General features: G+C 58.5%; 22 protein-coding genes and 3 pseudogenes. 16 read left to right on the forward strand and 9 right to left on the reverse strand.

Annotated elements, in window-relative coordinates:
* Positions 1–100 precede the first annotated feature (100 nt).
* Genes hisS through hisG form a run of 3 tightly spaced genes read left to right on the forward strand, consistent with a single transcriptional unit; the run spans position 101 to position 3,364 of the window.
* On the forward strand, positions 101–1,585 hold the full coding sequence (hisS, locus tag AC5SSZ_RS02330; protein WP_495436657.1) for a histidine--tRNA ligase: 1,485 nt from the start codon (positions 101–103) through the stop codon (positions 1,583–1,585).
* Between the two features lie 4 nt (positions 1,586–1,589).
* On the forward strand, positions 1,590–2,678 hold the full coding sequence (locus tag AC5SSZ_RS02335; protein WP_274866591.1) for an ATP phosphoribosyltransferase regulatory subunit: 1,089 nt from the start codon (positions 1,590–1,592) through the stop codon (positions 2,676–2,678).
* Positions 2,675–3,364 (forward strand): ATP phosphoribosyltransferase, encoded by a 690-nt coding sequence (gene hisG / locus AC5SSZ_RS02340; protein WP_274836264.1) that lies wholly within the window; start codon positions 2,675–2,677, stop codon positions 3,362–3,364. The genes AC5SSZ_RS02335 and hisG overlap by 4 nt, the downstream gene beginning before the upstream one ends.
* A 60-nt stretch (positions 3,365–3,424) precedes the next feature.
* Here hisG and AC5SSZ_RS02345 read toward each other — a convergent pair whose 3' ends face one another.
* Positions 3,425–3,856, reverse strand: coding sequence for a DUF1489 family protein (locus tag AC5SSZ_RS02345; protein WP_065271080.1), 432 nt, complete (start codon positions 3,854–3,856; stop codon positions 3,425–3,427).
* Positions 3,857–4,206: 350 nt separating this feature from the next.
* On the opposite strand from AC5SSZ_RS02345, the gene AC5SSZ_RS02350 reads away from it, so the two are divergent.
* The 4 genes from AC5SSZ_RS02350 (at position 4,207) to AC5SSZ_RS02365 (ending at position 8,739) form a co-directional block, all read left to right on the forward strand.
* Entirely contained in the window at positions 4,207–6,501 is a 2,295-nt protein-coding gene (locus tag AC5SSZ_RS02350; protein ID WP_495436660.1) for an adenosylcobalamin-dependent ribonucleoside-diphosphate reductase, read from the forward strand.
* 317 nt (positions 6,502–6,818) lie between these two features.
* Positions 6,819–7,919 (forward strand): AAA family ATPase, encoded by a 1,101-nt coding sequence (locus AC5SSZ_RS02355; protein ID WP_495436662.1) that lies wholly within the window; start codon positions 6,819–6,821, stop codon positions 7,917–7,919.
* Entirely contained in the window at positions 7,916–8,104 is a 189-nt protein-coding gene (locus AC5SSZ_RS02360; protein ID WP_065271078.1) for a hypothetical protein, read from the forward strand. The genes AC5SSZ_RS02355 and AC5SSZ_RS02360 overlap by 4 nt, the downstream gene beginning before the upstream one ends.
* A gap of 107 nt (positions 8,105–8,211) precedes the next feature.
* Complete coding sequence (locus AC5SSZ_RS02365) at positions 8,212–8,739, forward strand: RNA 2'-phosphotransferase (RefSeq protein ID WP_065271077.1); 528 nt, start codon at positions 8,212–8,214, stop codon at positions 8,737–8,739.
* A gap of 575 nt (positions 8,740–9,314) precedes the next feature.
* Here the strand turns inward: AC5SSZ_RS02365 and AC5SSZ_RS02370 are convergent.
* From AC5SSZ_RS02370 to AC5SSZ_RS02380, 3 genes are all read right to left on the reverse strand, one after another.
* Entirely contained in the window at positions 9,315–9,491 is a 177-nt protein-coding gene (locus AC5SSZ_RS02370; protein ID WP_274831099.1) for a hypothetical protein, read from the reverse strand.
* A gap of 131 nt (positions 9,492–9,622) precedes the next feature.
* A complete protein-coding gene (locus AC5SSZ_RS02375) occupies positions 9,623–9,853 on the reverse strand; it encodes a DUF982 domain-containing protein (protein WP_495436665.1) in 231 nt (76 codons plus the stop codon).
* Positions 9,854–9,993: 140 nt separating this feature from the next.
* A complete protein-coding gene (locus AC5SSZ_RS02380; protein WP_274831098.1) occupies positions 9,994–10,200 on the reverse strand; it encodes a cold-shock protein in 207 nt (68 codons plus the stop codon).
* Positions 10,201–10,570: 370 nt separating this feature from the next.
* Between AC5SSZ_RS02380 and AC5SSZ_RS02385 the strand changes: the two genes are divergently transcribed.
* Complete coding sequence (locus tag AC5SSZ_RS02385; RefSeq protein WP_274832300.1) at positions 10,571–11,311, forward strand: NYN domain-containing protein; 741 nt, start codon at positions 10,571–10,573, stop codon at positions 11,309–11,311.
* Positions 11,312–11,590: 279 nt separating this feature from the next.
* Here AC5SSZ_RS02385 and AC5SSZ_RS02390 read toward each other — a convergent pair whose 3' ends face one another.
* The gene (locus AC5SSZ_RS02390) at positions 11,591–12,190 is read right to left on the reverse strand and encodes a TetR/AcrR family transcriptional regulator (protein WP_495436668.1); all 600 of its coding nucleotides are present in this window, start codon (positions 12,188–12,190) and stop codon (positions 11,591–11,593) included.
* Positions 12,191–12,266: 76 nt separating this feature from the next.
* Here AC5SSZ_RS02390 and AC5SSZ_RS02395 point away from each other — a divergent pair, with 76 nt between their 5' ends.
* Positions 12,267–13,058, forward strand: a complete 792-nt coding sequence (locus AC5SSZ_RS02395; protein WP_495436669.1) for a crotonase/enoyl-CoA hydratase family protein — start codon at positions 12,267–12,269, stop codon at positions 13,056–13,058.
* Between the two features lie 422 nt (positions 13,059–13,480).
* Here the strand turns inward: AC5SSZ_RS02395 and AC5SSZ_RS02400 are convergent, their stop codons facing one another.
* Entirely contained in the window at positions 13,481–14,155 is a 675-nt protein-coding gene (locus AC5SSZ_RS02400; RefSeq protein WP_495436671.1) for an SOS response-associated peptidase, read from the reverse strand.
* Positions 14,156–14,275: 120 nt separating this feature from the next.
* Between AC5SSZ_RS02400 and AC5SSZ_RS02405 the strand changes: the two genes are divergently transcribed.
* The gene (locus AC5SSZ_RS02405; protein WP_274869250.1) at positions 14,276–14,476 is read left to right on the forward strand and encodes a hypothetical protein; all 201 of its coding nucleotides are present in this window, start codon (positions 14,276–14,278) and stop codon (positions 14,474–14,476) included.
* A 150-nt stretch (positions 14,477–14,626) separates the two neighbouring features.
* On the opposite strand, the gene AC5SSZ_RS02410 is transcribed toward AC5SSZ_RS02405, so the two are convergent.
* Positions 14,627–15,025 carry a MerR family transcriptional regulator gene (locus AC5SSZ_RS02410; protein WP_495436673.1) on the reverse strand — a complete coding sequence of 133 codons (399 nt, stop codon included), beginning with the start codon at positions 15,023–15,025 and terminating at the stop codon, positions 14,627–14,629.
* A 71-nt stretch (positions 15,026–15,096) separates the two neighbouring features.
* Here AC5SSZ_RS02410 and AC5SSZ_RS02415 point away from each other — a divergent pair, with 71 nt between their 5' ends.
* From AC5SSZ_RS02415 to AC5SSZ_RS02440, 6 genes and pseudogenes are all read left to right on the forward strand, one after another.
* Positions 15,097–16,374: an NADH:flavin oxidoreductase/NADH oxidase family protein gene (locus AC5SSZ_RS02415; protein ID WP_495436675.1), complete on the forward strand. Its 1,278-nt coding sequence runs from the start codon at positions 15,097–15,099 to the stop codon at positions 16,372–16,374.
* Positions 16,375–16,405: 31 nt separating this feature from the next.
* Positions 16,406–17,449 carry an acetoacetate decarboxylase (ADC) gene (locus AC5SSZ_RS02420; RefSeq protein WP_495436677.1) on the forward strand — a complete coding sequence of 348 codons (1,044 nt, stop codon included), beginning with the start codon at positions 16,406–16,408 and terminating at the stop codon, positions 17,447–17,449.
* A 428-nt stretch (positions 17,450–17,877) separates the two neighbouring features.
* The gene (locus AC5SSZ_RS02425; protein ID WP_495436679.1) at positions 17,878–18,282 is read left to right on the forward strand and encodes a transposase; all 405 of its coding nucleotides are present in this window, start codon (positions 17,878–17,880) and stop codon (positions 18,280–18,282) included.
* The gene (tnpB, locus tag AC5SSZ_RS02430; protein WP_495436681.1) at positions 18,279–18,629 is read left to right on the forward strand and encodes an IS66 family insertion sequence element accessory protein TnpB; all 351 of its coding nucleotides are present in this window, start codon (positions 18,279–18,281) and stop codon (positions 18,627–18,629) included. The genes AC5SSZ_RS02425 and tnpB overlap by 4 nt, the downstream gene beginning before the upstream one ends.
* 497 nt (positions 18,630–19,126) lie before the next feature.
* Positions 19,127–19,357, forward strand: a pseudogene (locus tag AC5SSZ_RS02435) (AAA family ATPase); the annotation flags it as partial.
* A 63-nt stretch (positions 19,358–19,420) separates the two neighbouring features.
* Positions 19,421–19,819: pseudogene (locus AC5SSZ_RS02440) on the forward strand (HupE/UreJ family protein); the annotation flags it as partial.
* Between the two features lie 350 nt (positions 19,820–20,169).
* Here AC5SSZ_RS02440 and AC5SSZ_RS02445 read toward each other — a convergent pair.
* Both AC5SSZ_RS02445 and AC5SSZ_RS02450 read right to left on the reverse strand, forming a co-directional pair.
* A pseudogene (locus tag AC5SSZ_RS02445) lies at positions 20,170–20,385 on the reverse strand (IS5/IS1182 family transposase); the annotation flags it as partial.
* Between the two features lie 54 nt (positions 20,386–20,439).
* On the reverse strand, positions 20,440–21,720 hold the full coding sequence (locus tag AC5SSZ_RS02450; RefSeq protein ID WP_495436683.1) for an MSMEG_0569 family flavin-dependent oxidoreductase: 1,281 nt from the start codon (positions 21,718–21,720) through the stop codon (positions 20,440–20,442).
* Positions 21,721–21,731 lie beyond the last annotated feature (11 nt).

Here is a 21,731-nt window from a genome sequence, read left to right on the forward strand (position 1 = left end):
CGACATTGCCTTCGCGCGTATCGTTACCTTGCCGTTGTTACATGCATCGGCTAGACCCCGCGGCACGTATCAGACCAACGACACCCGTGAGGAGGCCACAATGGCCAAAGTCAAGAAACAACCCCGCCCCAAGGCCATCACGCCCAAGGGTTTCCGCGATTATTTCGGCGCCGAGGTCACCCAGCGCACCGAAATGCTGCATGCGATCGCCGGGGTTTACCATCGATACGGGTTTGATGCGCTGGAATCCTCGGCCGTGGAAACGGTGGAGGCGCTGGGCAAGTTCCTGCCGGATGTGGACCGCCCGAACGAGGGCGTGTTTGCCTGGCAGGAGACAGACGAGAGCGGCCAGGGCGACTGGATGGCGCTGCGCTATGATCTGACGGCGCCGCTGGCGCGGGTTTATGCCCAGCACCGCAACGATCTGCCCACCCCCTATCGCCGCTACGCGATGGGGCCGGTCTGGCGCAACGAAAAACCGGGGCCGGGCCGCTATCGCCAGTTCTACCAATGCGATGCCGATACCGTTGGCACCGCTTCGATGGCAGCGGACGCCGAAATCTGCGCCATGCTGTCTGACACGCTCGAAACCGTCGGCATTCCGCGTGGCGACTATCTGGTGCGGGTCAACAACCGCAAGGTATTGGACGGCGTGTTGGAGGTAGTTGACCACAATAAAGTTTGTGATCGTGAAGCCATTCTTAGGACCATCGACAAGTTCGATAAGGTCGGCGAAGAGGGTGTGCGTCAGTTGCTGACCAAGGGACGGCTTGATGCCTCCGGTGCCTATATCGACGGAGTCGGTCTCAGTGAGCAACAGGTAGGGCCGGTTCTGGCCTTCCTGACCTCCAAGGCTGCCGACACCGCTGGAACGCTGGAAAACCTGCGCGCTGCGGTTGGTGACAGCAAGATCGGCGCCGAAGGCATTGCCGAGCTGGAGCAGATTGGCGCGTTGCTGGCGGCGGGTGGCTATGGCCCCGACCGGATCGAGATCGACCCCTCGGTGGTGCGCGGTCTTGGCTATTATACCGGTCCGGTGTTCGAGGCCGAGCTGACCTTTGAAATCCTTGATGAAAAGGGCCGCAAACGGCAGTTCGGCTCGGTTGCGGGCGGTGGACGCTATGACGGGCTGGTGAAACGGTTCACCGGCCAGGAAGTGCCGGCCGTTGGGGTCTCCATCGGTGTCGACCGTCTGTTGGCGGCGCTGCGCGAAAAGGGACGTCTTGCGACCCAGCCGACCGGGCCCGTGGTGGTCACCGTGATGGACCGCGACCGCATGGCCGATTATCAGGCGATGGTAACCGAACTGCGCAACGCAGGCATCCGGGCCGAGGTCTATCTGGGTAATCCCAAGAATTTCGGCAACCAGCTGAAATATGCAGACAAACGCCATTCCCCCGTCGCCGTGATCGAAGGCGGCGACGAAAAGGAAAACGGTGTGGTGCAGATCAAGGACCTGATCCTTGGGGCAAAGATTGCCGAAAACGCCACGCTGGAAGAATGGAAAGAACGGCCCAGCCAGTTCGAAGTGCCGCGCACGGATCTTGTCGCGAAGGTGCGCGAGATCCTCGAAAGTCAGGGATAGTCCGATGCCCACACGTTCAGACATATTGGCCCGCGCCGCACGGTTGCGGATGAATTTCGAGGCGGCCGGTGCCCAGGCAGTCGAGCCGCCGCTGTTGCAGCCTGCGGAAACGCTGCTGGATCTTTACGGCGAGGACATCCGTGCCCGCGCCTATATCACCTCGGATGCGCTGCGCGGCGAACAGATGCTGCGCCCCGATTTCACCGTGCCCGTCGTGCAGATGCATATGCGCCAAGGCGCCGATCCGGCCCGCTACACCTACTCGGGCGAGGTGTTTCGCCGTCAGGAACATGACCCGGATCGCGCCAATGAATATGTGCAGGTCGGCTATGAGGTCTTTGACCGCGCCGATCCCGCCGGGGCCGATGCTGAGGTTTTTGCCCTGATCGCCCTGCAGCTCCGGGGCCTGCCGCTGCGCGCCGCGACTGGCGATATCGGCATTCTGATGGCTGCGGTAGAGGGGCTGAACACCACCGACAAGCGTAAATCCGCGCTGATGCGGCATATCTGGCGGCCGCGCCGGTTCCGCAGCCTGCTGGAACGCTATGCCGGGCGGGGCACCGTGCCGGAAAGCCGTAAGAAACTCTTGTCCACCGAAGGTCCCCTGAGCGGATCCGCCCCCGCGATTGGCAAACGCCGCGCCGCCGAGGTTGATGCGCGGGTTGAATTGCTGCGCGCCGATGCCGCCATGCCGCCGATTTCCGAGCATGAGCTGTTGGCGTTGGAAGCGCTGATGGCCGTGCGCGAAACCATCCCCTATGCCATCGAGCAGATGCGCGATATCGCGGTGGATCTGCCGCAAATCCTGCCCGCGCTGGATCGGCTGGAGGCGCGCAGCGCCGCGATGAAGGCGCGTGGCATCGATGTCGACAGTCTCGATTTCGAAGCCTCCTACGGGCGCACCTCGATGGAATATTACGACGGCTTCGTCTTTGGTTTTTATGCCGAAACCAAACCCGGACTGCCGCCGGTCGCCAGTGGCGGACGCTATGATGCGCTGACCCGGCAGTTGGGGCAGGGCGACGAAATCCCGGCGGTGGGCGGGGTACTGCGCCCCGATCTGATGCTGATGCTCGAGGAGGTGCAGTCATGAGCCTGAAGCTTGGCGTGCCGTCCAAGGGGCGGCTGATGGAAAAGACCTTTGACTGGTTTGCGAAACGGGGCGTGACTCTGTCGCGCACCGGGTCAGAGCGTGAATATGCCGGGGCCATCGAAGGCGTGCCGGGGATGGAGCTGGTGCTGCTGTCCGCCGGAGAGATCCCGCGCGAACTGGCGGCGGGGCGGATTCACCTTGGGGTGACGGGCACCGATCTGGTGCAGGAAAAACTGCCCCGCTGGGAACAGCAGGTCGAAGAGCTGGAGCCGCTGGGGTTCGGGTTTGCCGATCTGGTGCTGGCGGTGCCGCAGTTCTGGATCGACGTGGATACGCTTGATGATCTGGACGCGGTTGCGGCAGCGTTTCGCCAGGCCCATGGGCATCGGCTGCGGATTGCCACGAAATACCACCGGCTGGTGCGTGAATTCCTGACTGAGGCCGGTGTAGCCGATTACCAGCTGGTCGACAGCCAGGGTGCCACCGAAGGCACGGTGAAGAACGAGACCGCTGAAATGGTCGCCGATATCACCTCGACCGGAGAAACCCTGAGGGCCAACCACCTGAAGCTGCTGAGCGATGGTTTGGTGCTGAAGTCCCAGGCCACTCTGTGGCGCAGCCGCGAGGCAAAATACAGCGCCGATGAAAAGGCCGCGCTGAATACCCTGTTGGACATGATTGGATAAACTCTCACGTCGGCCTGCGGCTCCCGCATTTGCGGGGGCCGGGTTCCGCGGCAGGGCGCGTTACAGGACGCCGATCTCCGCCAGCGCTTGCGACAATTCGGCGGGCAGGGGCTGTTCCTCTTCGCGCCCCTCGGGCAGGTCTGCGGGGCTGTCCTCGGGCTTCAGATAGCGCCAGCCCTGAAAGGGACGTTTGGGCGCGGTGTTGGTGCGATGCAGGTCGCGGTCCAGCACGATAGCGCAGCGGCGAATTCCGTCCTCGCCGGTGACTTCATCCAGTCGCAGAATGCGCTGGCGGCATTGGATCAGTCCCTTGATCACCCAGAAGATCGAGCCGCCATTCAGCAGCTCGGCCTCGCGTTTCGGCCACATGCGGGTCACGTGGCGGGGCAGGCCTTCGGGCAGCGTCTGGCGGTACTGCTCCTGCCAGGCCTGAAGGGTTTCCACGCTTTCGGTTCCGACCGAAAGTTTGACCAGATTGATGTGTTTTTCCAAGGTCGTCCCCCAAGTGCCCAGTCATAGTGACCGGGTTCGTTAGTCTAGGCCTTTTGCCGCGCACGGCAAGCGACTGCAAATCGCTTTTGCGTGGGAGACACCTGCGCTGCTGTCATGTGCAGGTCCGGGCGAGGCGTTCGAAAATTCTCCCACAGTTATCCACAGGCTGCCCACAGGTTTCTCCCCGCAGGCAACAGCATCTAGTGTTTCGTTTGGGGGTAGGCGTCAATATGTGGTAGGGTCAAGGGCAAAAATCTATGTCGAAATCGTAAATTTGCGTTGAGGCTTCTCTAAACCGTGTAGTATCGAGAGCGCCACGCCGTAACGACCAGCCACGAGGGATTCGCTGTATGAGCCGCTTTGCCGCCCCCATTGCCGAGCAGATCTGGGACATGAAATACCGCTTTAAACAGGCGGATGGGACCCCGATTGACGTCACTGTCGAAGACAGCTGGCGCCGGATTGCGCGCGATCTGGCACGGGCCGAGGACAAGCCCGATGTCTGGGAGGAAAAGTTCTTCGAGGCGCTGGAAGATTTCAAATACCTGCCCGCAGGCCGCATCACCGCAGGGGCGGGGACCGCGCGTCAGGTGACCCTGTTCAACTGTTTTGTGATGGGCACAGTGCCCGACAGCATGGCGGGTATCTTCGACATGCTGAAAGAAGCAGCCCTGACCATGCAGCAGGGCGGCGGCATCGGCTATGACTTCTCGACCATCCGCCCGCGCGGCGCGGATGTGAAAGGCGTGGCAGCGGATGCATCAGGTCCCTTGTCCTTCATGGATGTCTGGGACGCCATGTGCCGCACCATCATGTCCGCAGGCTCGCGCCGCGGCGCCATGATGGCGACCATGCGCTGCGATCACCCGGATATCGAACAGTTCATCACCGCCAAATCCGACCCGGCGCGGCTGCGTATGTTCAACATGTCCGTGCTGGTCACCGATGACTTCATGGATGCTGTCAAGGCAGACGGCTCCTGGGATCTGGTCTTTGGCGACAAGGTCTATCACACGGTCGAGGCACGTGATCTGTGGAATAAGATCATGCAGGCGACCTATGACTATGCCGAACCGGGTGTGATCTTCATCGACCGGATCAACAAGGCCAACAACCTCTCCTATGTCGAGGAAATCTGCGCCACCAACCCCTGCGGCGAGCAGCCCCTGCCGCCCTACGGCGCCTGTCTGCTGGGCTCCATCAACATGGCACGGCTGGTGTCGAACCCGTTTGAAACCAATGCCGAGTTGAACCTTGATGCGATGCAGGAACTCGTCGCCACCGCGGTGCGGATGATGGACAACGTCGTTGATGTCTCCAAATTCCCGCTGGAGGCGCAGGCGGCCGAAGCCCAGAACAAGCGCCGGATCGGCCTCGGCGTCACCGGGCTCGCCGATGCGCTGCTGATGCTGGGTCTGCGCTATGGCTCGGACGAAGCGGCGCGTCAGACCGACGAATGGCTGCACCAGATCGCCCGCGCCGCCTATCTGGCCTCGGTGGATCTGGCCAAGGAAAAAGGCGCCTTCCCGCTGTTCGATGCGGAGAAATATCTGGCGTCGGGCAACATGATGAACATGGACGAGGACGTGCGCGACGCGATCCGCGAACATGGCATCCGCAACGCGCTGCTGACCTCGATTGCGCCCACCGGCACCATCAGCCTTTACGCGGGTAATGTCTCTTCGGGGATCGAGCCGGTCTTTGCCTATGCCTATACCCGCAAGGTGCTGCAAAAGGACGGCTCGCGCACCGAAGAGGAAGTTGTGGACTATGCCGTCAAGATGTATCGCGACAAGTTCGGCGCCGATGCGGAACTGCCCGACTATTTCGTCAACGCCCAGACCCTGGCGCCTGCGGATCACGTCAAGATGCAGGCAGCGGCGCAGAAGTGGATCGACAGTTCCATTTCCAAGACCATCAACTGCCCGGAAGACATCTCATTCGATGACTTCAAGGATGTCTACATGCAGGCCTGGGACCAGGGCTGCAAGGGCTGCACCACCTACCGCCCCAATGATGTCACAGGATCGGTCCTGTCGGTCAGCGAAAGCGCCGATACTGCGCCGGGTGAAACTGCGGATGCACCGCACGAAAGCGACACGGAGAACGGCGCAGAAGTGGTCTATATGTCCGAGCCGCTGGACCGTCCGCAAAGCCTGGAAGGCCATACCTACAAGCTTAAATGGCCAGACAGCGAGCACGCGATCTACCTGACCATCAACGACATCATCATTGGCGGCCACCGCCGCCCGTTCGAGGTCTTCATCAACTCCAAGAACATGGAGCATTACGCCTGGACGCTGGCGCTGACGCGGATGATCTCGGCCGTGTTCCGCCGTGGTGGCAACGTGTCCTTCGTGGTGGAAGAGCTGAAAGCCGTCTTCGATCCACGTGGCGGGGCATGGGTGCAGGGCAAATACATCCCATCGATCCTTGCCGCCATCGGCGGGGTGATCGAAACCCATATGGTTGCCACGGGCTTTCTCGAAGGCGAAGGCATGGGGTTGAAGTCGGATCCCAAGGCGGAAGTCGTCACTCTGAATACCCCGCGCGGCAAGGCCTGCCCAAGCTGCGGCCAGTTCGAGATGCAGATGGTCGAAGGCTGCATGACCTGCCGCAGCTGTGGCCATTCCAAATGCGGCTGAGCGTGGGGTAACCAAAAGTGTCGGGACCACTAATAAACTGCCATTGACGGGGGTTTTTTGCCATTCCCGCACGAGATAAATTGCCACCGGCTGCGTTGCAGTCGGTGGTTTTGTTTTTAAACAATGACTTAGGCGAGGCCCCCGATTTACCTGCTGAAGGAGGCCTTACTTCCTTGAGCAACAAAGGCACCTGTTGACCGAGGCAACCGTATTGAGCAGGAGTGAACTCAATACCTGGCCAGGTTCTTCCCCAAACTTCCCGACCGCACTTCCTTGCATTCGGGAACCAAACGGCGCGGTGCGTCGGGAAAGGACCAATGATGACTAAGATCAAATTCATTGAGGCGGAGTTTTATGATGCCAATGCAGACAAACGAGCAATTCGGCGGCGCCTGGAACGGTTCCTGAAAGTACGCCGCGCTCCAGGGCTCGGGGTCGCGCCGCCCGATCCGGATGCTCCGAGTGATCTCCTGCGTTGGGAGAGCGATTTGGCCTTTGTTGAAATCGGGCGCGAAGTTGAGGGGCGGATAGATCGCCGGGCTGGTAGGATGGTGGAAATGCGGGCCGCGCTCGCAGGCCTCTCTCATCTCAAGCACGATGACTTGAAGGCCCTGAAGGTTTTGCGCAACGGTGCGGAGCTGATCCGGATCCGGTCGGAGCAGCAGGCGGATGAAATCGCTGCCGGGATCCACGAAAACATGCCTTGGATGGCGCCCGCGACAGATTTTCTCTGGAAGTCGATGCGACGCTCATTTCGCAATGGCGACGCGGGCTTCCGCCTTCCTCCGGTTCTCCTCGACGGACCGCCGGGGATCGGAAAAAGCATGTGGGCCCGCCAGTTGAGCACAGCACTTGGTGTGCCCCGCTGTGGCGTGGAGGCGACGGCAGAGCAGGCGTCGTTTAGCATCGTGGGGGCGCAGCGCGGCTGGGCCAGCGCACTTCCGGGACGCCCATTGACGACAATCCTGAAGCATCTGATTGCGAACCCGGTGGTTGTTGTGGACGAAGTTGAAAAGGCCGGGACTGCCAACTCGACCAAAGGGACCAGCTTTGGCCTGACCGAGGGGTTGTTATCTCTTTTGGAGCCATCTTCCGCGATCTCGTGGCAGTGCCCCTATTACCAGGTGGGGTTCGACATGTCCTGGATTAGCTGGGTGCTGACTTCCAACACATTGGCGACTTTGCCTGCTCCATTGCTGAGCCGCCTGGAGGTTATGCGCCTGCCAGCGATTCCTGTTGCTGAACTAACCGATTTTGCCCGTCGGGAGGGCATGAGGCGTGGACTAACGCAATCTTCGGTCGAGGCCGTCGTCGAGACGTTGGACATCGCTGGGCGAGGTGCGGAGCTGAACCTGAGGCATGTGACCCGAATGCTGACACGGGGTGAAGCGATGGAGGTGGCTGGAATTCGTCATTGAGCACACAGTTCTGCGCCCACTTCATCCACAGAAAAGGAGCCGCATATCCGAAGCCCGCGCGGAGAGATCCAGGTTTCCTGGCATGGTATCTTTTCTTTGATCTCCTGACTTTGGATGCATTGAAGGTCACCGAAGAAACCTACGACTTCCTGACCGAGATCATGAACAGGACGGTTGACGAGTAACCCACACCCGGATCCGCGATCCTTTCTGTAGAACGTACATATTTACAGGGGCATTGATGAAATCGTCCCCACCTTGGAATGAAGTGAGATGAGGTACCACAAAGACCATGTCGAGACAGAGCAAGCTTTTATCACGCATCCTCCGGCATGAACCTGACCTGGTCGGGCTGACACTTGGCAGGGGCGGCTGGATCCAGGTGGATGACCTGCTGCGCGCCTTGAAAAAGGCAGGACATCGGATCACGCGCGACGCTCTTCACCAGATCGTCGCGGAGAATGACAAGCAGCGCTTCACGCTGTCCGGCGACGGGCGTCGCATCCGGGCGGCGCAAGGTCACAGTATTCCTGTCGAACTGGAATTGACGCCCTCCGAGCCCCCGACCGTACTGTTCCACGGTACCGCAAGCGCTAACCTTGATGCGATCTTTGCATCTGGCCTCATCCCTGGCCGCCGACAGCACGTCCACCTGTCACCCGATCAGGACACTGCGTTGAAGGTCGGCACGCGCCACGGCCGCCCGGTCGTCCTGCGGGTCAACACTGCGGCCATGCACGCAGATGGCCTCATCATCTGGAGAACGGATAACGGCGTTTGGCTTACCCCATCCGTTCCATCCAAATACTTGGGCTTCTGAGCTCTCGATCACTCTCAGAGCCATAGACCCAGACCGTTATCTTGGGCGAAATTGGCAGCCTACATTGGGAACAGCGCGGCTATACTGCCCCTACAGCCGTCTGGCATGACCGGCCGACTAGGCGCAGGAAGTAGACCTGGTGTTTGGAGTATAGAACGCCGCCCAGTCCGGCGCGTCAAAGCCCTTCGTGTGAGACACATAGTACGGCCGCAGCCCAGCCCAAACAAGACATTGGTGCTGAGTGCAGCGCGAGCCACGCTGCATACGCGAAGAGAAGGAACGGATTTCCCGAAAGCAGTCATTCAAGAGGAAACCTCGGCCATGGGAGATGGTGCAACCCAATTTTCGGGATGCTGCCGCTCAAAACCGACGCGACATCTCGGAACAGGGCCAACAGGAGGTGCGAAAAACCTCATGGGCAGCACTTACGACACGCACTCCCCCAAAATACCGCAGGAAACATTAGCGATAGAAAACCGCTCTCTCGGCAATTTCGGCTTGCGGGTGGAGCTCCCCTGCCGTCTGGAGACATAGAAACGGCAATATCTCGGTCCGGCTGTCAGAAGGGATTTGTCCTACCGATCGCCGCGTTCATATTGCAGTCGGGATCGTCTAAGGCGCTCATTCTTGGCTCGGCGCATTTCGTTTTCGTCATCCAGAATTTCACGTGCTGCACGGGTGGTTTTCTCCATCGCTGTTTCCTTGCGGCGAACACCGACGAGTTTCAGCGCCTCAGTATCAAGCTTGGTCATGGTCTTGCTCCGTTGAGATCGATTGTGCGGCAGGGCGGTATTGCGTAAAAATTCAGTCCGTTTTCTGTCGGGTGGGCTATGGGATGGATGGAAACGGCTGCGCGGCCATGGCGCCAACTAGCGGTGGCTGCCTAAGCAGCCGCAGGAACATCCGCCTGAAATCCAGCGGTGTCCACTGCCAGAAGGAAAGCGGCGTGCGCAGCTCCGACAGGAGCAAGACAGTCCATGGCCGCATCGATCTGCTCGAGTGCGACGTCTCTGTTTCTGTAAGAAACAGGCCATGCTTTCTGCAGCCAAAAATGGGCTTGTTCGATTGTGGAGATTTTCCGCGTTCGCCCTTCGGACGGCAGGAAAATGGTCATGGGGGTGCCCCAAGAGAGTTCTATCAAGTGTATTCTTTCGGTACTTTGGGAAAAACCGCATCTGGAACATGATCACTGAAGATGCGGGAAGCGAGAGCATTGCAGAATGCTCCCGCTGAGTGCTTGAAACCTGTAAAGGTTTAGGCGAGTGCAAGATTGCTGGCGGACTCGCGCCCGTCGCGACCGGCCTCGACATCAAAGGTCACGGCTTGACCATCGTCCAACTGCTGGATGCCAGAGCGTTCCAGAGCGGAAATATGGACAAAGATGTCCTTCGATCCGTGCTCGGGCGCGATAAAACCAAAACCTTTTTGAGAGTTGAACCATTTCACGGTGCCATTGGCCATCGTGTCGTCTCCTTGAAAAAATGCCATCCGCAACATGCGATAGCCCGGCCCAGTGTCGACATAAGAACAACTGGGGCCGTGAGGAAACAGAAGAACGTAGGAAGAAGCTTTGCCCAACCTACATGGGGGAGGTCCCCGGCAATTGCAAGGATTTTCAAGTGTTTTGCAGTAAACCGCATGCCCGCGCCGGAGCCCAATCCCTTTGCGACGGCATGTTTCCGGTTCGATTGCATCGCCGATCAAGATCGGGTCTAAAGAACTTTAGCTGGCTCCGCAGGCAATCATAGCAAGGCTGAAGACAGCCGTATCATTTTGCATACCCATGGGTTTGTCCTCGTGGGACAGGTCAACACGACAGAGAGTTTACCCCATGCTGAGCACATCCAAGCCACCGCTCCTGGCCGTCCTTATTGACGCAGACAACATATCTGCCAAACACGCCGAGATCATGTTTGAGGAGATCGCATCCCTGGGAGAGGCGAGCATTCGCCGTATTTACGGCGATTTCTCGGGGTCCGGCGCTCAAGGCTGGACCAAGGAAAAGCTTGCCTCGTTGGCAATCGTGCCGCATCAGCAGTTTTCCAATACCACAGGCAAGAATGCCTCTGATATCGCGCTGGTCATCGATGCCATGGATATTCTTCATTCCGGTCGCTTCGACGGGTTTGTTCTGATCTCCTCGGACAGCGATTTCACGCGGCTGGCCAGCCGCATACGCGAGCAGGGATTGGATGTTTTCGGCATGGGGATGCGCAAGACCCCAACTGCGTTCGTGAAGGCCTGCAAACGGTTCATTTATGTTGAAAACCTCATCTCAGAGCCAACAAAGACAACACCTAAATCAACGGCCCCAAAAGAGGACAGCCAGGACGGTGCTCCGACGCATCTGGAAGATCCAAGCAAGCTTGTGAAGCGGGCAATGGATGCGATCAATCAGGACGATGAGTGGATTCCGCTTGGGCAGATCGGGCAATATCTCTCCACTGCTGCTCCTGATTTTGACACGCGCAGCTATGGAAAGCGAAAGCTCAGCGAGCTGATCGCCACATTGAAAACGCTCGAGACCAAACGCGGCGAAGGCAATCAGATTATGGTGCGTCGTCTCGACTAGGGGTTAAGCTCGCCTTTGCCTAACGTCGTTTGACCGCTTCCCGCTGTACGACCCGTCGTGCTGCACATGGCTCGAATGCGCCACGGCCAAGGTCTGCTTGTGAGTGCGGCGTCACAGCGGTGAGGACCTATTGAACTGGCCCGAAGGCCAGACTTTGCAAATGTCGCTATCTGCGCATTACGGTCGTCCATGGTTGGCGCAGAGAAGGTCGGCTCAATGCGCCATGCCACGCTGCATCCCAGGTCGGTTCCGACCCCGGACTGACCGTTGTTGCGAAGATCAGGAAAGACTGCTGTCAGCAGCTCCGAGGCTGTGATGAACAAGTTCTCGCGCAGCCATCGCTGCGGCCTCAGCATAGCTGGGATCGCGATGCGTCAGCATGGCCGCGAACGCCCCGTCCATCAGCACGGCCACCTGCCGGGCCACGACATCGGAGTCGCCGATTCCGGCCGCGGAAAATCGTCCCGCCAACCAGACCTCGAACTTCTTCTTGTGGGCGGCCCCCACCGCCACCGCCGGATGCCCCGGCATGTTCGCAAGCTCAGCTACGGTTCGCAGGAACCCACAGCCCTTCCATTTGGGATGCCGGGCGTTCCGTGCGACGTTGAGAAAGATGGCTGACGTCTTGTCGGCCACCGACCCTTCTGCGGCGTCAAACCATCCTTCGAATGCAGCGAGATTCGGCTGATCCCGGGAGACAAGATAGGCCTCGATCAGCTCATCCTTGCTGCGGAAATGATAGTAGAGCGAGCGCTTGGTCAGTCCGGCCTTTTCCGCGATAGCATCGACGCTCACCGCGCGGATGCCTTCGCCGTAAAACAGCTTGTTGGCCGCTGTAAGGATCCTGTCGCGCGTGGTCTCGGCAGAAGGTCGTGGCATGTATACTACCCAGTGAGTTTACTTAAACATCCTCGGTTCGCAGAGTCGTGTCAATGCAATCAATGGAGGTAGCATCATGACTGAAACTGTATTGATGGAACGCGAGGGCGCGATCGCCGTGCTGACGCTCAACAGGCCCGACAAGCTCAACGCGCTGAACTATCAGATGAATGATCGGCTGATCGAACTTCTGGACGTAATCGAGGATGACAGCACTGTGCGCGCTGTCATTCTGACCGGTGCAGGGGATCGCGCTTTCTCGGCCGGCGGGGATATCCATGAATTTTCCAGAAGCGTGAAGATGGGTCCGGATATCGCGATCAAGCAGTTCGTGCGCCGGGGGCAGAGAATGACGCGGCGCCTGGAGGCCTTCGGTAAACCGATCATCGCTGCCGTGAACGGGATCGCCTTCGGTGGCGGCTGTGAAATCACCGAGGCGGTTCATCTTGCCGTGAGCTCCGACAAGGCCATTTTCGCAAAGCCCGAGATCAATATCGGCATCCCGCCGACCTTTGGTGGAACCCAACGTCTGCCGCGGCTTGCCGGGCGCAAGCGTGCGCTTGAGCTTCTGCTTACGGGGGATACGTTCGGGCCGGATCGTGCTTACGAGCTTGGCCTTGTCAACCGGGTCGTTCCGCACGACGATCTCATGCCCGTCGCATTTGGGTTGGCCGAGCGTATTCTGCGTCATTCGCCCTTGGCGGCCGCGCGGATCATCACCGCCGTGACGCGCGGTCTGAACGCCTCCATCACGGAGGGCCTTGCAATTGAACGCGAACAGTTTGGCCGTATGGCTGCCACCTGTGACATCGGCGAGGGCCTGTCGGCATGGATCGACAGGCGTACTCCTGTATATTCCGGCACGTGATAGCCCGGGCGCAGCCACCTGACCTTGTATTCGGATTTTTATGCCGAGTGATCAGGCGGCTGCGATTTGCCGCAAGGCGACATCTGCATTGAGGCACACAAGGTCACCTTTTCGGCGCACCAGTCTTCCGGACCCAAGGCGTTCGCAGTTGCCGCTGATGTCTCCTTCGACGGGCAGCGCCGCGGGGTAAGGGCCTGAGGGTGAAGGTCGGCTTAGGGCGTTCCTGTCGGCTACCATCGACCTGAACCCCCAACTTTGCAAATTTCGCTTTCTGCGCATTTCAGTCGACCATGAATGGCGTAAAAAACGCCCGTGACCGACTATGTCAGCAGCTCGCCCCCCGATTTCGCCAGAGGCAACAGGTGGCAGCGTCAATACGTTTCCAGAGCTGATTGCTGCTGCTTTGACCGCGAACTTCACCTTCATATGAGCCGCCCACTCTCATCCGCTGTGTCGAGAGGCAGGAGTGCCCCATCAGGTAGTGGTCGCTGCAATTGTTGGGCAGCCTCAATGGGCGAATTTAGCCAGAGGTCCCACTCACCCGGCTCCGTCAAAATCACCGGCATAGCCTTCGGATGGACCGCAGCGACCTCGGCATTTGGCTGGCACGTCAGAAAGGCAAAAAGATCGTCCTCCGTCTCCCCATCCTTGACCTTGCGCACCGAGCGCCAACTGCGCGTCTCGATCCCCGCGAAGAACATTGGGCGATCTGGATCGGCGCAACTGAACCACTGATTGCCCCCTTTGATCGGCTCGGCAAAGGAGGTGATCGGCACCAAACAGCGATGTGCAGGTCCCAACCAGCTTTGCCAATGGCGCGAGGCCAGGTTTCGCACGTTGGTGACGCCAGGATCTCGCCTCGTCTTCAGCACAAAAGCAGGGGATGGCATTCCCCAACGCGCTTTGACCAGTTCCAGTCCGTTGGCTGAATGCCGAATGATCGGCGCCAGCTGGTCGGGGTAATAGGAGCCACTTCCCAAGTTCCCGGCGCGATCCACGAGGCCGGGGAAGAGGTGTCTCATGGCGTCTTGAGATCTGGTGTTGCTGTAGAGGTTGCACATATCGCCACGCTGCCGCCATTGGCTTCGGTTGGTCAAGGCTCCAACCTAAGATGTTCTGTGTGGTTTCACTCTCGGGGGCGGCTTTGATGATTGTGCCGTATGGAATACTACGGCAGGAGCGCAAGCGCTATGTCCACTACTGATCAGGAGGCGTGTATGAACGATGCACAGATTGAGGTTTCAAGATTGCCTGATGGGCAAGTTAGCGTTCGTAAAGGGTTCTGGAATGATATCTTTCCTGAAGAGCGCCGGGAGCCTTGGGCGGCTTGGTATCAGAGCATGTACGAACAGTATGGATATGCCGGTTACCTTAATATGGCGCGCGCCTTACGGGACTTAGGTCCGATAGCCAGCTGATCTTTGAAAAGAGTGTAGCGGCCCAAAGCCGCCTTCCACCCTACAAGCAGGTGCCGCGCCGCAGCTTCACCAAACCGGCCATTCGTCCGTGGTGCAGCATTTTCGGATGATGAAGGTCGGCAGAGCGGACGAAGCTGCCGTTGGACAGCATCAAGGCGATGTTCGCTTTGTTGAAGAGGTGACTAGTGGCACGGCTGCCCCGTCATCCTGCTGTAACTGGACGATCAACGCCTTGATGTCTTTCTTTCGCTGACGTGCTGTCGCGATCAACTCATCCACAGCGGATAATTTTTGAGTAAGCAATTCCACCGCAACGGCGCAGGATACCGGATGGGCGCCAGATCCAGGCTCAACATCCCGAATTTCGTTTAGCGTAAAGCCCAGCTTCTGTGCCTGTTCGATGAACCCCAACTGTCTGATCAGATCGGGTGAGTATTCGCGATACCCGTTATCATTCCGTGTCGCATGTGGGATAATGCCCCGCTTTTCGTAGAACCGAATTCGTGAGGTCGTAACCCCGGCTTTGCGAGCGATTTCACCAATCTTCATCTTTGGCCCTTGACCTTCAACCTAGGTTTAAACCCTATATGGGGTTGCAAGAGATGTCGAGGAGCAATGAAATGACCGATCTTGCACAACAATCCCGCTTGTTTGAACCGCTTGCACTGCCTGGTGGGCAAATCATTCCGAACCGTATCGCCAAAGCTTCTATGGAAGAAAACATGGCTTCAAAGCAGCATACTCCTAGCGACGCGCTGTTGACGCTTTATCGTCAATGGGCCGCAGGGGGGGTAGGCTTGCTGCTGACCGGCAATGTCATGGTTGCGGCAGACGCAGTGACCGGGCCAGGTGGGGTGATCCTTGATCCTGACCAACCATTGGAAGCGTTTAGAAAATGGGCGGAGGCAGGGCAGTCCGGCGGAGGTAAAATCTGGATGCAGATCAATCATCCGGGCCGCCAGGTCTTTGCTGCAAACAACCCGCAAGCAATTGCACCCTCAGCGGTGCCGATGGACATGGGCGAGTTCTCCAAGATGTTTGCCATCCCGCGCGCCATGACCGACGCCGACATTGAGCATGTGATCAAGCAATTCGCAACGACTTCGGCACTGGCGCAGAAGGCGGGTTTTGACGGAGTGCAAATCCATGCCGCGCATGGCTATCTGCTGAGCCAATTCCTGTCGCCCAGGACCAACAGGCGCGATGACAGATGGGGCGGATCAGTTGAAAACCGTGCCCGCCTTCTGGTCGAGATCGTGAAGGCAGTTCGTGAGAAAGTTACTCCCGACTTTGGCCTGGGGGTAAAGCTCAACTCGGCTGACTTCCAGAAAGGCGGCTTTGATACACAGGATGCGATTGCGGTTGTCCGACTGCTGAACGACCTGCCTGTCGATCTGGTCGAGATTTCAGGCGGCAGCTATGAAAGCCCCGCCATGCACGGTGCCCCGCAAAAATCCAGCACGCGAGCGCGCGAAGCCTATTTCGTCGACTTCGCCCGCGACATACAGAGCGAAGCGACTATGCCGATCATGGTGACGGGTGGAATCCGCCGCCGGGAAGTCGCGGAAAATGCGCTTGTTCCAAAAGACGGCCTTGACGGTGTGGCAATGGTCGGCATTGCGCAGGCATTGGCCTTTGCCCCGGATTTGCCCAACCGTTGGCGGGAAGAGGGGCATAATGTTGAACTGCCTGAAGTCGGGTTCAAAAAACAAGGGATCGCCAGCATGGCGCGCATGGGCATCGCAAAGTTTCAACTGCGCCGAATGGGTCACGGAAAACAGCCAAAATCATCGGTATCTCCGCTTTGGGCGTTAATTGCGCAACAAGCTCTGACCTGGTCTCGTAACCGCATTTACCGGAATTGGCTTCGGCGTCGCTCGGTTCAGAGCGAAGGCTGAAATGACACATACCAAGCGGAGTTCCGGAACAATGAAAATCACCAAAATATTGCTCGGCATTGCGGCCGTCACTACCTTCCTGCTGTTCGTCCCCAACTTGTTTCTGAGTAAGGCTGTGATTACCAGTGTATCCAGCAGCACCATGGCCAGCGCACTACCGCCGGACGGCATACAGGGTCAAAGCACCGTGATTGACCTAGCGGGCTTCGATGTTCCAGTCCTGAAAGGCGGGTTATACGACCGCTACCGGTCCAATCCGCCCCTGTCGGTGATTGCGGAAGAACGGCCGGATATCGACTTGGGTTGGTTCGAAACCTTGGAAAAACAACGCGAGGACGTAGGCTTTACCACCTATTCGCCCAATTTCTACTACAGCAACACAAGCATCACCGCCATTTACACGGCTGATATGGACCGCATCAAAACCTTGATCCCAGCGAAGGTGCGTGAACTGGTGCAACCCATTTCCGTTACGCCCGGTCAGGGCCTGATCGCCTTTACCTCCTACGCCTACCATTATTGCGACAATGACTCTTACAATGAGCTATCGGTCTCCATCGTCACAACGAAACCGCACTCGGGCAATCTCGGGTTGATTTCTCTGATGGGGGAACTGAACGACAAGAGCATGTGGGGATATGTGCTGAAACTGCCGGTGGATACCGAACTGGCGCGCGTGCGTGGTGTTATCGGCTATAACCTTCCCAAATGGCTGATCCCTATCGGCTATGACGCCGAGGGCGATAACGTGGCTTTCACCTATTACGACGAAAGCGGCAATTTTGACTTCTCGATGGTCGGCAAAAAGCTGGATGTCAGCGGGGCCACCCCAGCCATATCGCGAATGAACTTCACCAATTTGGATGCAGAAGGGCAGCTGTCTCACGGCTACAGCGATGTCAGAGCATTTCAAAAGGCCAGCAGTAGTAGCTCTGATGATGTTCAACTGAACCTGTCCGATGGCCCGCTTTCGACATTCATCAAATCGCTGGGGCTGAAGAAACTGGTCCGCTACGACTACCAACCCGATTTTCAGGCCGCTCTCTATACACCCGAAGGACGACCTGCGGAGTAGAAGCGCCGAGCGGCATGACACCCGTTTTGCGGCCAGTATTGTCTCATTTGGTATGCATTGCGGGCGTCTGGGACTATCGCGATCCCACACATCATCCAATGAACAACCGCGTTGCAAGGTACTGGCGACCCGTACAAGACAGTGGCAATCATGCAGGACAAGCTGCTGCAGAGCAGCCAGTTAATCCTCTACGAAGGTTTTTCGCACGGATCACTGACGGTGAGCGCCGACATCGTAAACGCCGATTTGTTGAAGTCACAAAGAGCTCAGGGTAATAAATTGGTGGCCGCCTGCACATGCGGGCGGCCATTTCCTCGACGTTCAAAAGCGATACGACCGCAACCAAGCCGTAAGCGGTGCAAAGACCCCATGTTTCAATAAAATAAGGGGTTTGAGATACTGGCGCCACCTGAAGAAAGGAGGTGGCAATGCTGGATGGAATGATGCCGGAAGAGGTGAAAGTGTGGGGGATCACGGTTCCTGTTTCCCCAACCGGGAGGCGGAAATGGCCAGACGCGCTCCGTGCCAAGGCTGTTCAAAAGATCCTAGCTGGAGCCGGAATCCGCGAGACGGCTGAGGAGATCGGCGCCAACAAATCTCTGGTCGCTCTCTGGGTTAAGAAGGCCGACACTTTCGGGAAGAGCCCAGCTTTTGTCGAGGTCGTTGCTCCGGCGGTCCAGCGGCTGGCCGAGCCTCCTCGCGAGAATGACCGCGAGACTACAACCGGCCCCTCCTGCCGGATCAGTATCGGAACGGCAGCCATTGAGATACCCCCTGGCTATCCTGCCGATCACCTGGTGGAAGTTCTGCGGGCTGTGAGGGCAGCACAATGATTTCTCCTGCGAACAACTTCCGGATTTACCTTGCCTCAGAGCCGGTCGATTTCCGCAAGGGTATGGACGGGCTTGCAGCCTGTGTGTCTAACAATTTCGATCTCGACCCCTATTCAGGGGCGATTTACGTGTTCCGCTCACGGCGCGCCGACCGGTTGAAGATTCTGGTTTGGGATGGTTCAGGCCTCGTGCTGATCATGAAACGGTTGACCGGTAAGCGTTTCACCTGGCCGAAACCGCAAGCCGGGCCTGTCACTTTGAGCAAAGTCCAGTTCGACGCCCTGTTCGAAGGGATCGATTGGACCCAGGTGGCCGCATCAAGCAGCCGCAAGCCCGTTTTTCTGTAAACCCAACAGCCAGTTCCTTGTTGAGTGGCCGGAGCGCTCCCGGCCAATAGCCCAACTTTGCCATAGGTCTTAATCTGATGTCCCGCATCCCCTTCATCGAAGCCCGGTTTTTCAACCCGGATGAAACCACCTACACTCTGGAAAAACGGTTTGTGCAGCACCTGCGCGACCTACGCAGCCGGGAGCTGTCAGATACCAACGCTGGTGCAGAGCACGCAGACAGCAGTGAAAACGCCGCAAGGCACTGCCACTCCATCAGCCCCAGCGACCAGGAACGAGCCCGGATCAAGTGCCGTGTTGATCTTCTTCTCGAACGCCGGAAGGCAGCTTCCCGCATAGGGCATCTCACCCGAGAGCACAGGGAGCGGCTCGCTGTGCTGCGTGATGGCGTCAGGCTCGCTGCAATCGCTACTGAACACCAGGCTGATGAACTGGCGGCCGAGCTGCACGGGGAAATGCCCTGGATGGCTCCGGCGACAGAGGCCGTATGGCATGCGATGCGCCGGTCCGTGCGCGAAGGGTGGCCGGGTCTGCGTTTGCCGCCCATTCTGCTGGATGGGCCGCCGGGTATCGGAAAAAGCCACTGGGCGCGGCGCCTCGGGCAGCTTCTCACAGTCCCGACGGCCGTTGTCGAAGCTACTAGTGAGAATGCATCGTTCGGCGTTGTAGGGTCCCAGCGCGGCTGGGGCAGTGCGCATCCAGGGCGCTTGCTGGAGACCATTCTGCAGGCGCGCGTTGCAAACCCGGTTCTTGTCGTGGATGAAGTGGAAAAGGCCGGCAAAGTTTCGTCCATCAAGGGCCATACATTTGGCTTGGCTGAAGCGCTCTTCATGTATCTTGGGGCCAAGCACATGGTCACCGGATATGACCATATCCTGTTCCTGGTGGGCGTCGTCTTCTTCCTCTACAAAATGAAGGACGTGGCCATCTACGTCAGCCTCTTCGCGCTTGGTCACTCGACCACGATGCTGATGGGGGTATGGTTCGGCTGGGGCGTGAATGCCTATGTCGTGGATGCCATTATCGGCCTGTCCGTCGTCTATAAGGAACTCGATAACCTCGGAGCCTACCAGCGCTGGTTCGGGGTTCAACCCAATACCAAGGTTGCAACGCTGGTCTTTGGCTTTTTCCACGGTACAGGGCTGGCAACCAAAATCCTTGACTACAACCCGGCAGCCGATCGCCTGATCCTGCCAAGAGATGCAAGACGCTTGATGTGATGATGCGAAACGAAGTCAACCAAGAGCAAGGACACTCCGACGAATGTCGCGGCCCCCAGTGGTCGTTGAGCCGATAGGAACCTCGCTTGCGGAACTCATCAGGGCCAGTGGCAATAGCCACGCAAACAGGCCGGACACACGACTGTACTGACAGACCATCGCAATCGCAAAAATCGCTTGCAATGCAGGAGTCATCCACACAGGACATACGCACCTTGCAAGCCTTTGCGATTAGAATACTTTCTGTGATGTAGTCCGTTCAAGTGGGCGTTGTTGCATTACCCACGCGTGAGATGTGACTTCCACTTTCTCCGTTGTCGTTATGACACGCGTTGGATCTTGGAGGTGACGAGGGCCGAGAAGCGGTTCATGAGGGAAATGCGGATGTGGATTTCGTCGGTCTGGCGGTCGGGGTCTCTGGCGTCGATGCGTTCTCCGAAGGCTTTCAGGCAGCGCATCTTCGCTTCGACCCGACTTCGGGCGTGATAGCCCGTCCAGCGCTTCCTGAAGGCCCGGCCATAGTAGTGGAGGCCCCTCCCCAGGCCCAAGCCGGAGCACCCGATGCAGGTGCTCCAGCCGTGGAACGTAATTTACGCATACTCAGACTGCTTGACGCCGGTGTGGATCTGCTTCGCGATCTGATCTGCCAGATAGCGGCTGTCTTCTTCGATGCCGAGGAACCGGCCTGACCCCCAGGTGTTAAGCCAGCCAAGACCGATGAAATGCAGCCCTGGTTGCGCAGTCACGCCGCGGTCAAAGACAGGCTTGCCGCGCGCGTCGAACACATCGGCTTCGATCCAGGAATAATCGGGCCGGAACCCGATGGCCCAGAGCACGGAAGAAATTCCCGCCTCCGCCAGATCAATCTCGGTGCGTTCCTCTGCGGGCTCCCAGACTTTTTCGAAGGGCGGTTCGACCGGGGCATCGATGCTTTCCCATTGGATATGGGCGTCGATCTGGTTGCGGATGCCGACGTAGGAGCGGTCCGCGTCATCAAGGTTTTTTGTGAGGTCTGGCAGGAACTTGACCGCCGTGCCGTCCATGTCCGCAAGGGAGCCGTAAAGTTCTACGCTGTGATCGATATGAAATTTGCGCAGGTCGATTTCCTTGCCGCCATCGCGGCCTGACATGTAGTGGTTTGTTTGGGTCAGCGCCTTGTGCGGGTCCGGGTGCTGGGCAATGGTGACGTTGTAATGCCCCGCGTCATAAAGCCAGTCGGTCGCATCACGGCCCCGGTATTTGCGGGGGCTGCGCGGCGCAGGGCCGACTGCCAGATGGACGTCGCGGCCCGCACGGGTGAAATCCTCCATTAGCTGCACGCCGGATTGGCCGGTGCCGACGATCAGAACGCCGCCCTCGGGGAACTGCTGGACGTTGCGATAGTCGACCGAGTGCATCTGAAAAATCTCGGGAGACAGGTTCTTGGCATAGGCCGGTTCGATGGGCGTGTCGTATCCGCCAGTGGCGATCACCACCTGCTCGCAGGTCCATGTGCCCACCGAGGTCTCGACGGTAAAGCCGCCATCACGCGGCACGACCTGGGTGACATCCACGCCTTCGCGCAGGTTCGGCTGGGTCATCTCTGCAAAGGCATCGACATAGGCGGTGATTTCGTCCTTCAGCATAAAACCGTCAGGATCGGTGCCACCATATTCGCGGTCATAGTGGAAATCGGGCAGGCGACATTGCCAGTTGGGGGTGACAAGGCAAAAGCTGTCCCAGCGGTTGTTACGCCAGGAGTGGAATTTCTCATGGCGCTCGAAGATGATGCTCTCGATGCCTTTCTGTTTGAGGCAATAGGCTGTCGAAAGCCCGGCTTGACCGCCGCCGACGATGACCACCGGAATATGGGGGGTCTGGGTATCTTTCATGGTGCTGTTCC

The organism is Phaeobacter sp. CC-HEC084 (assembly GCF_059429255.1).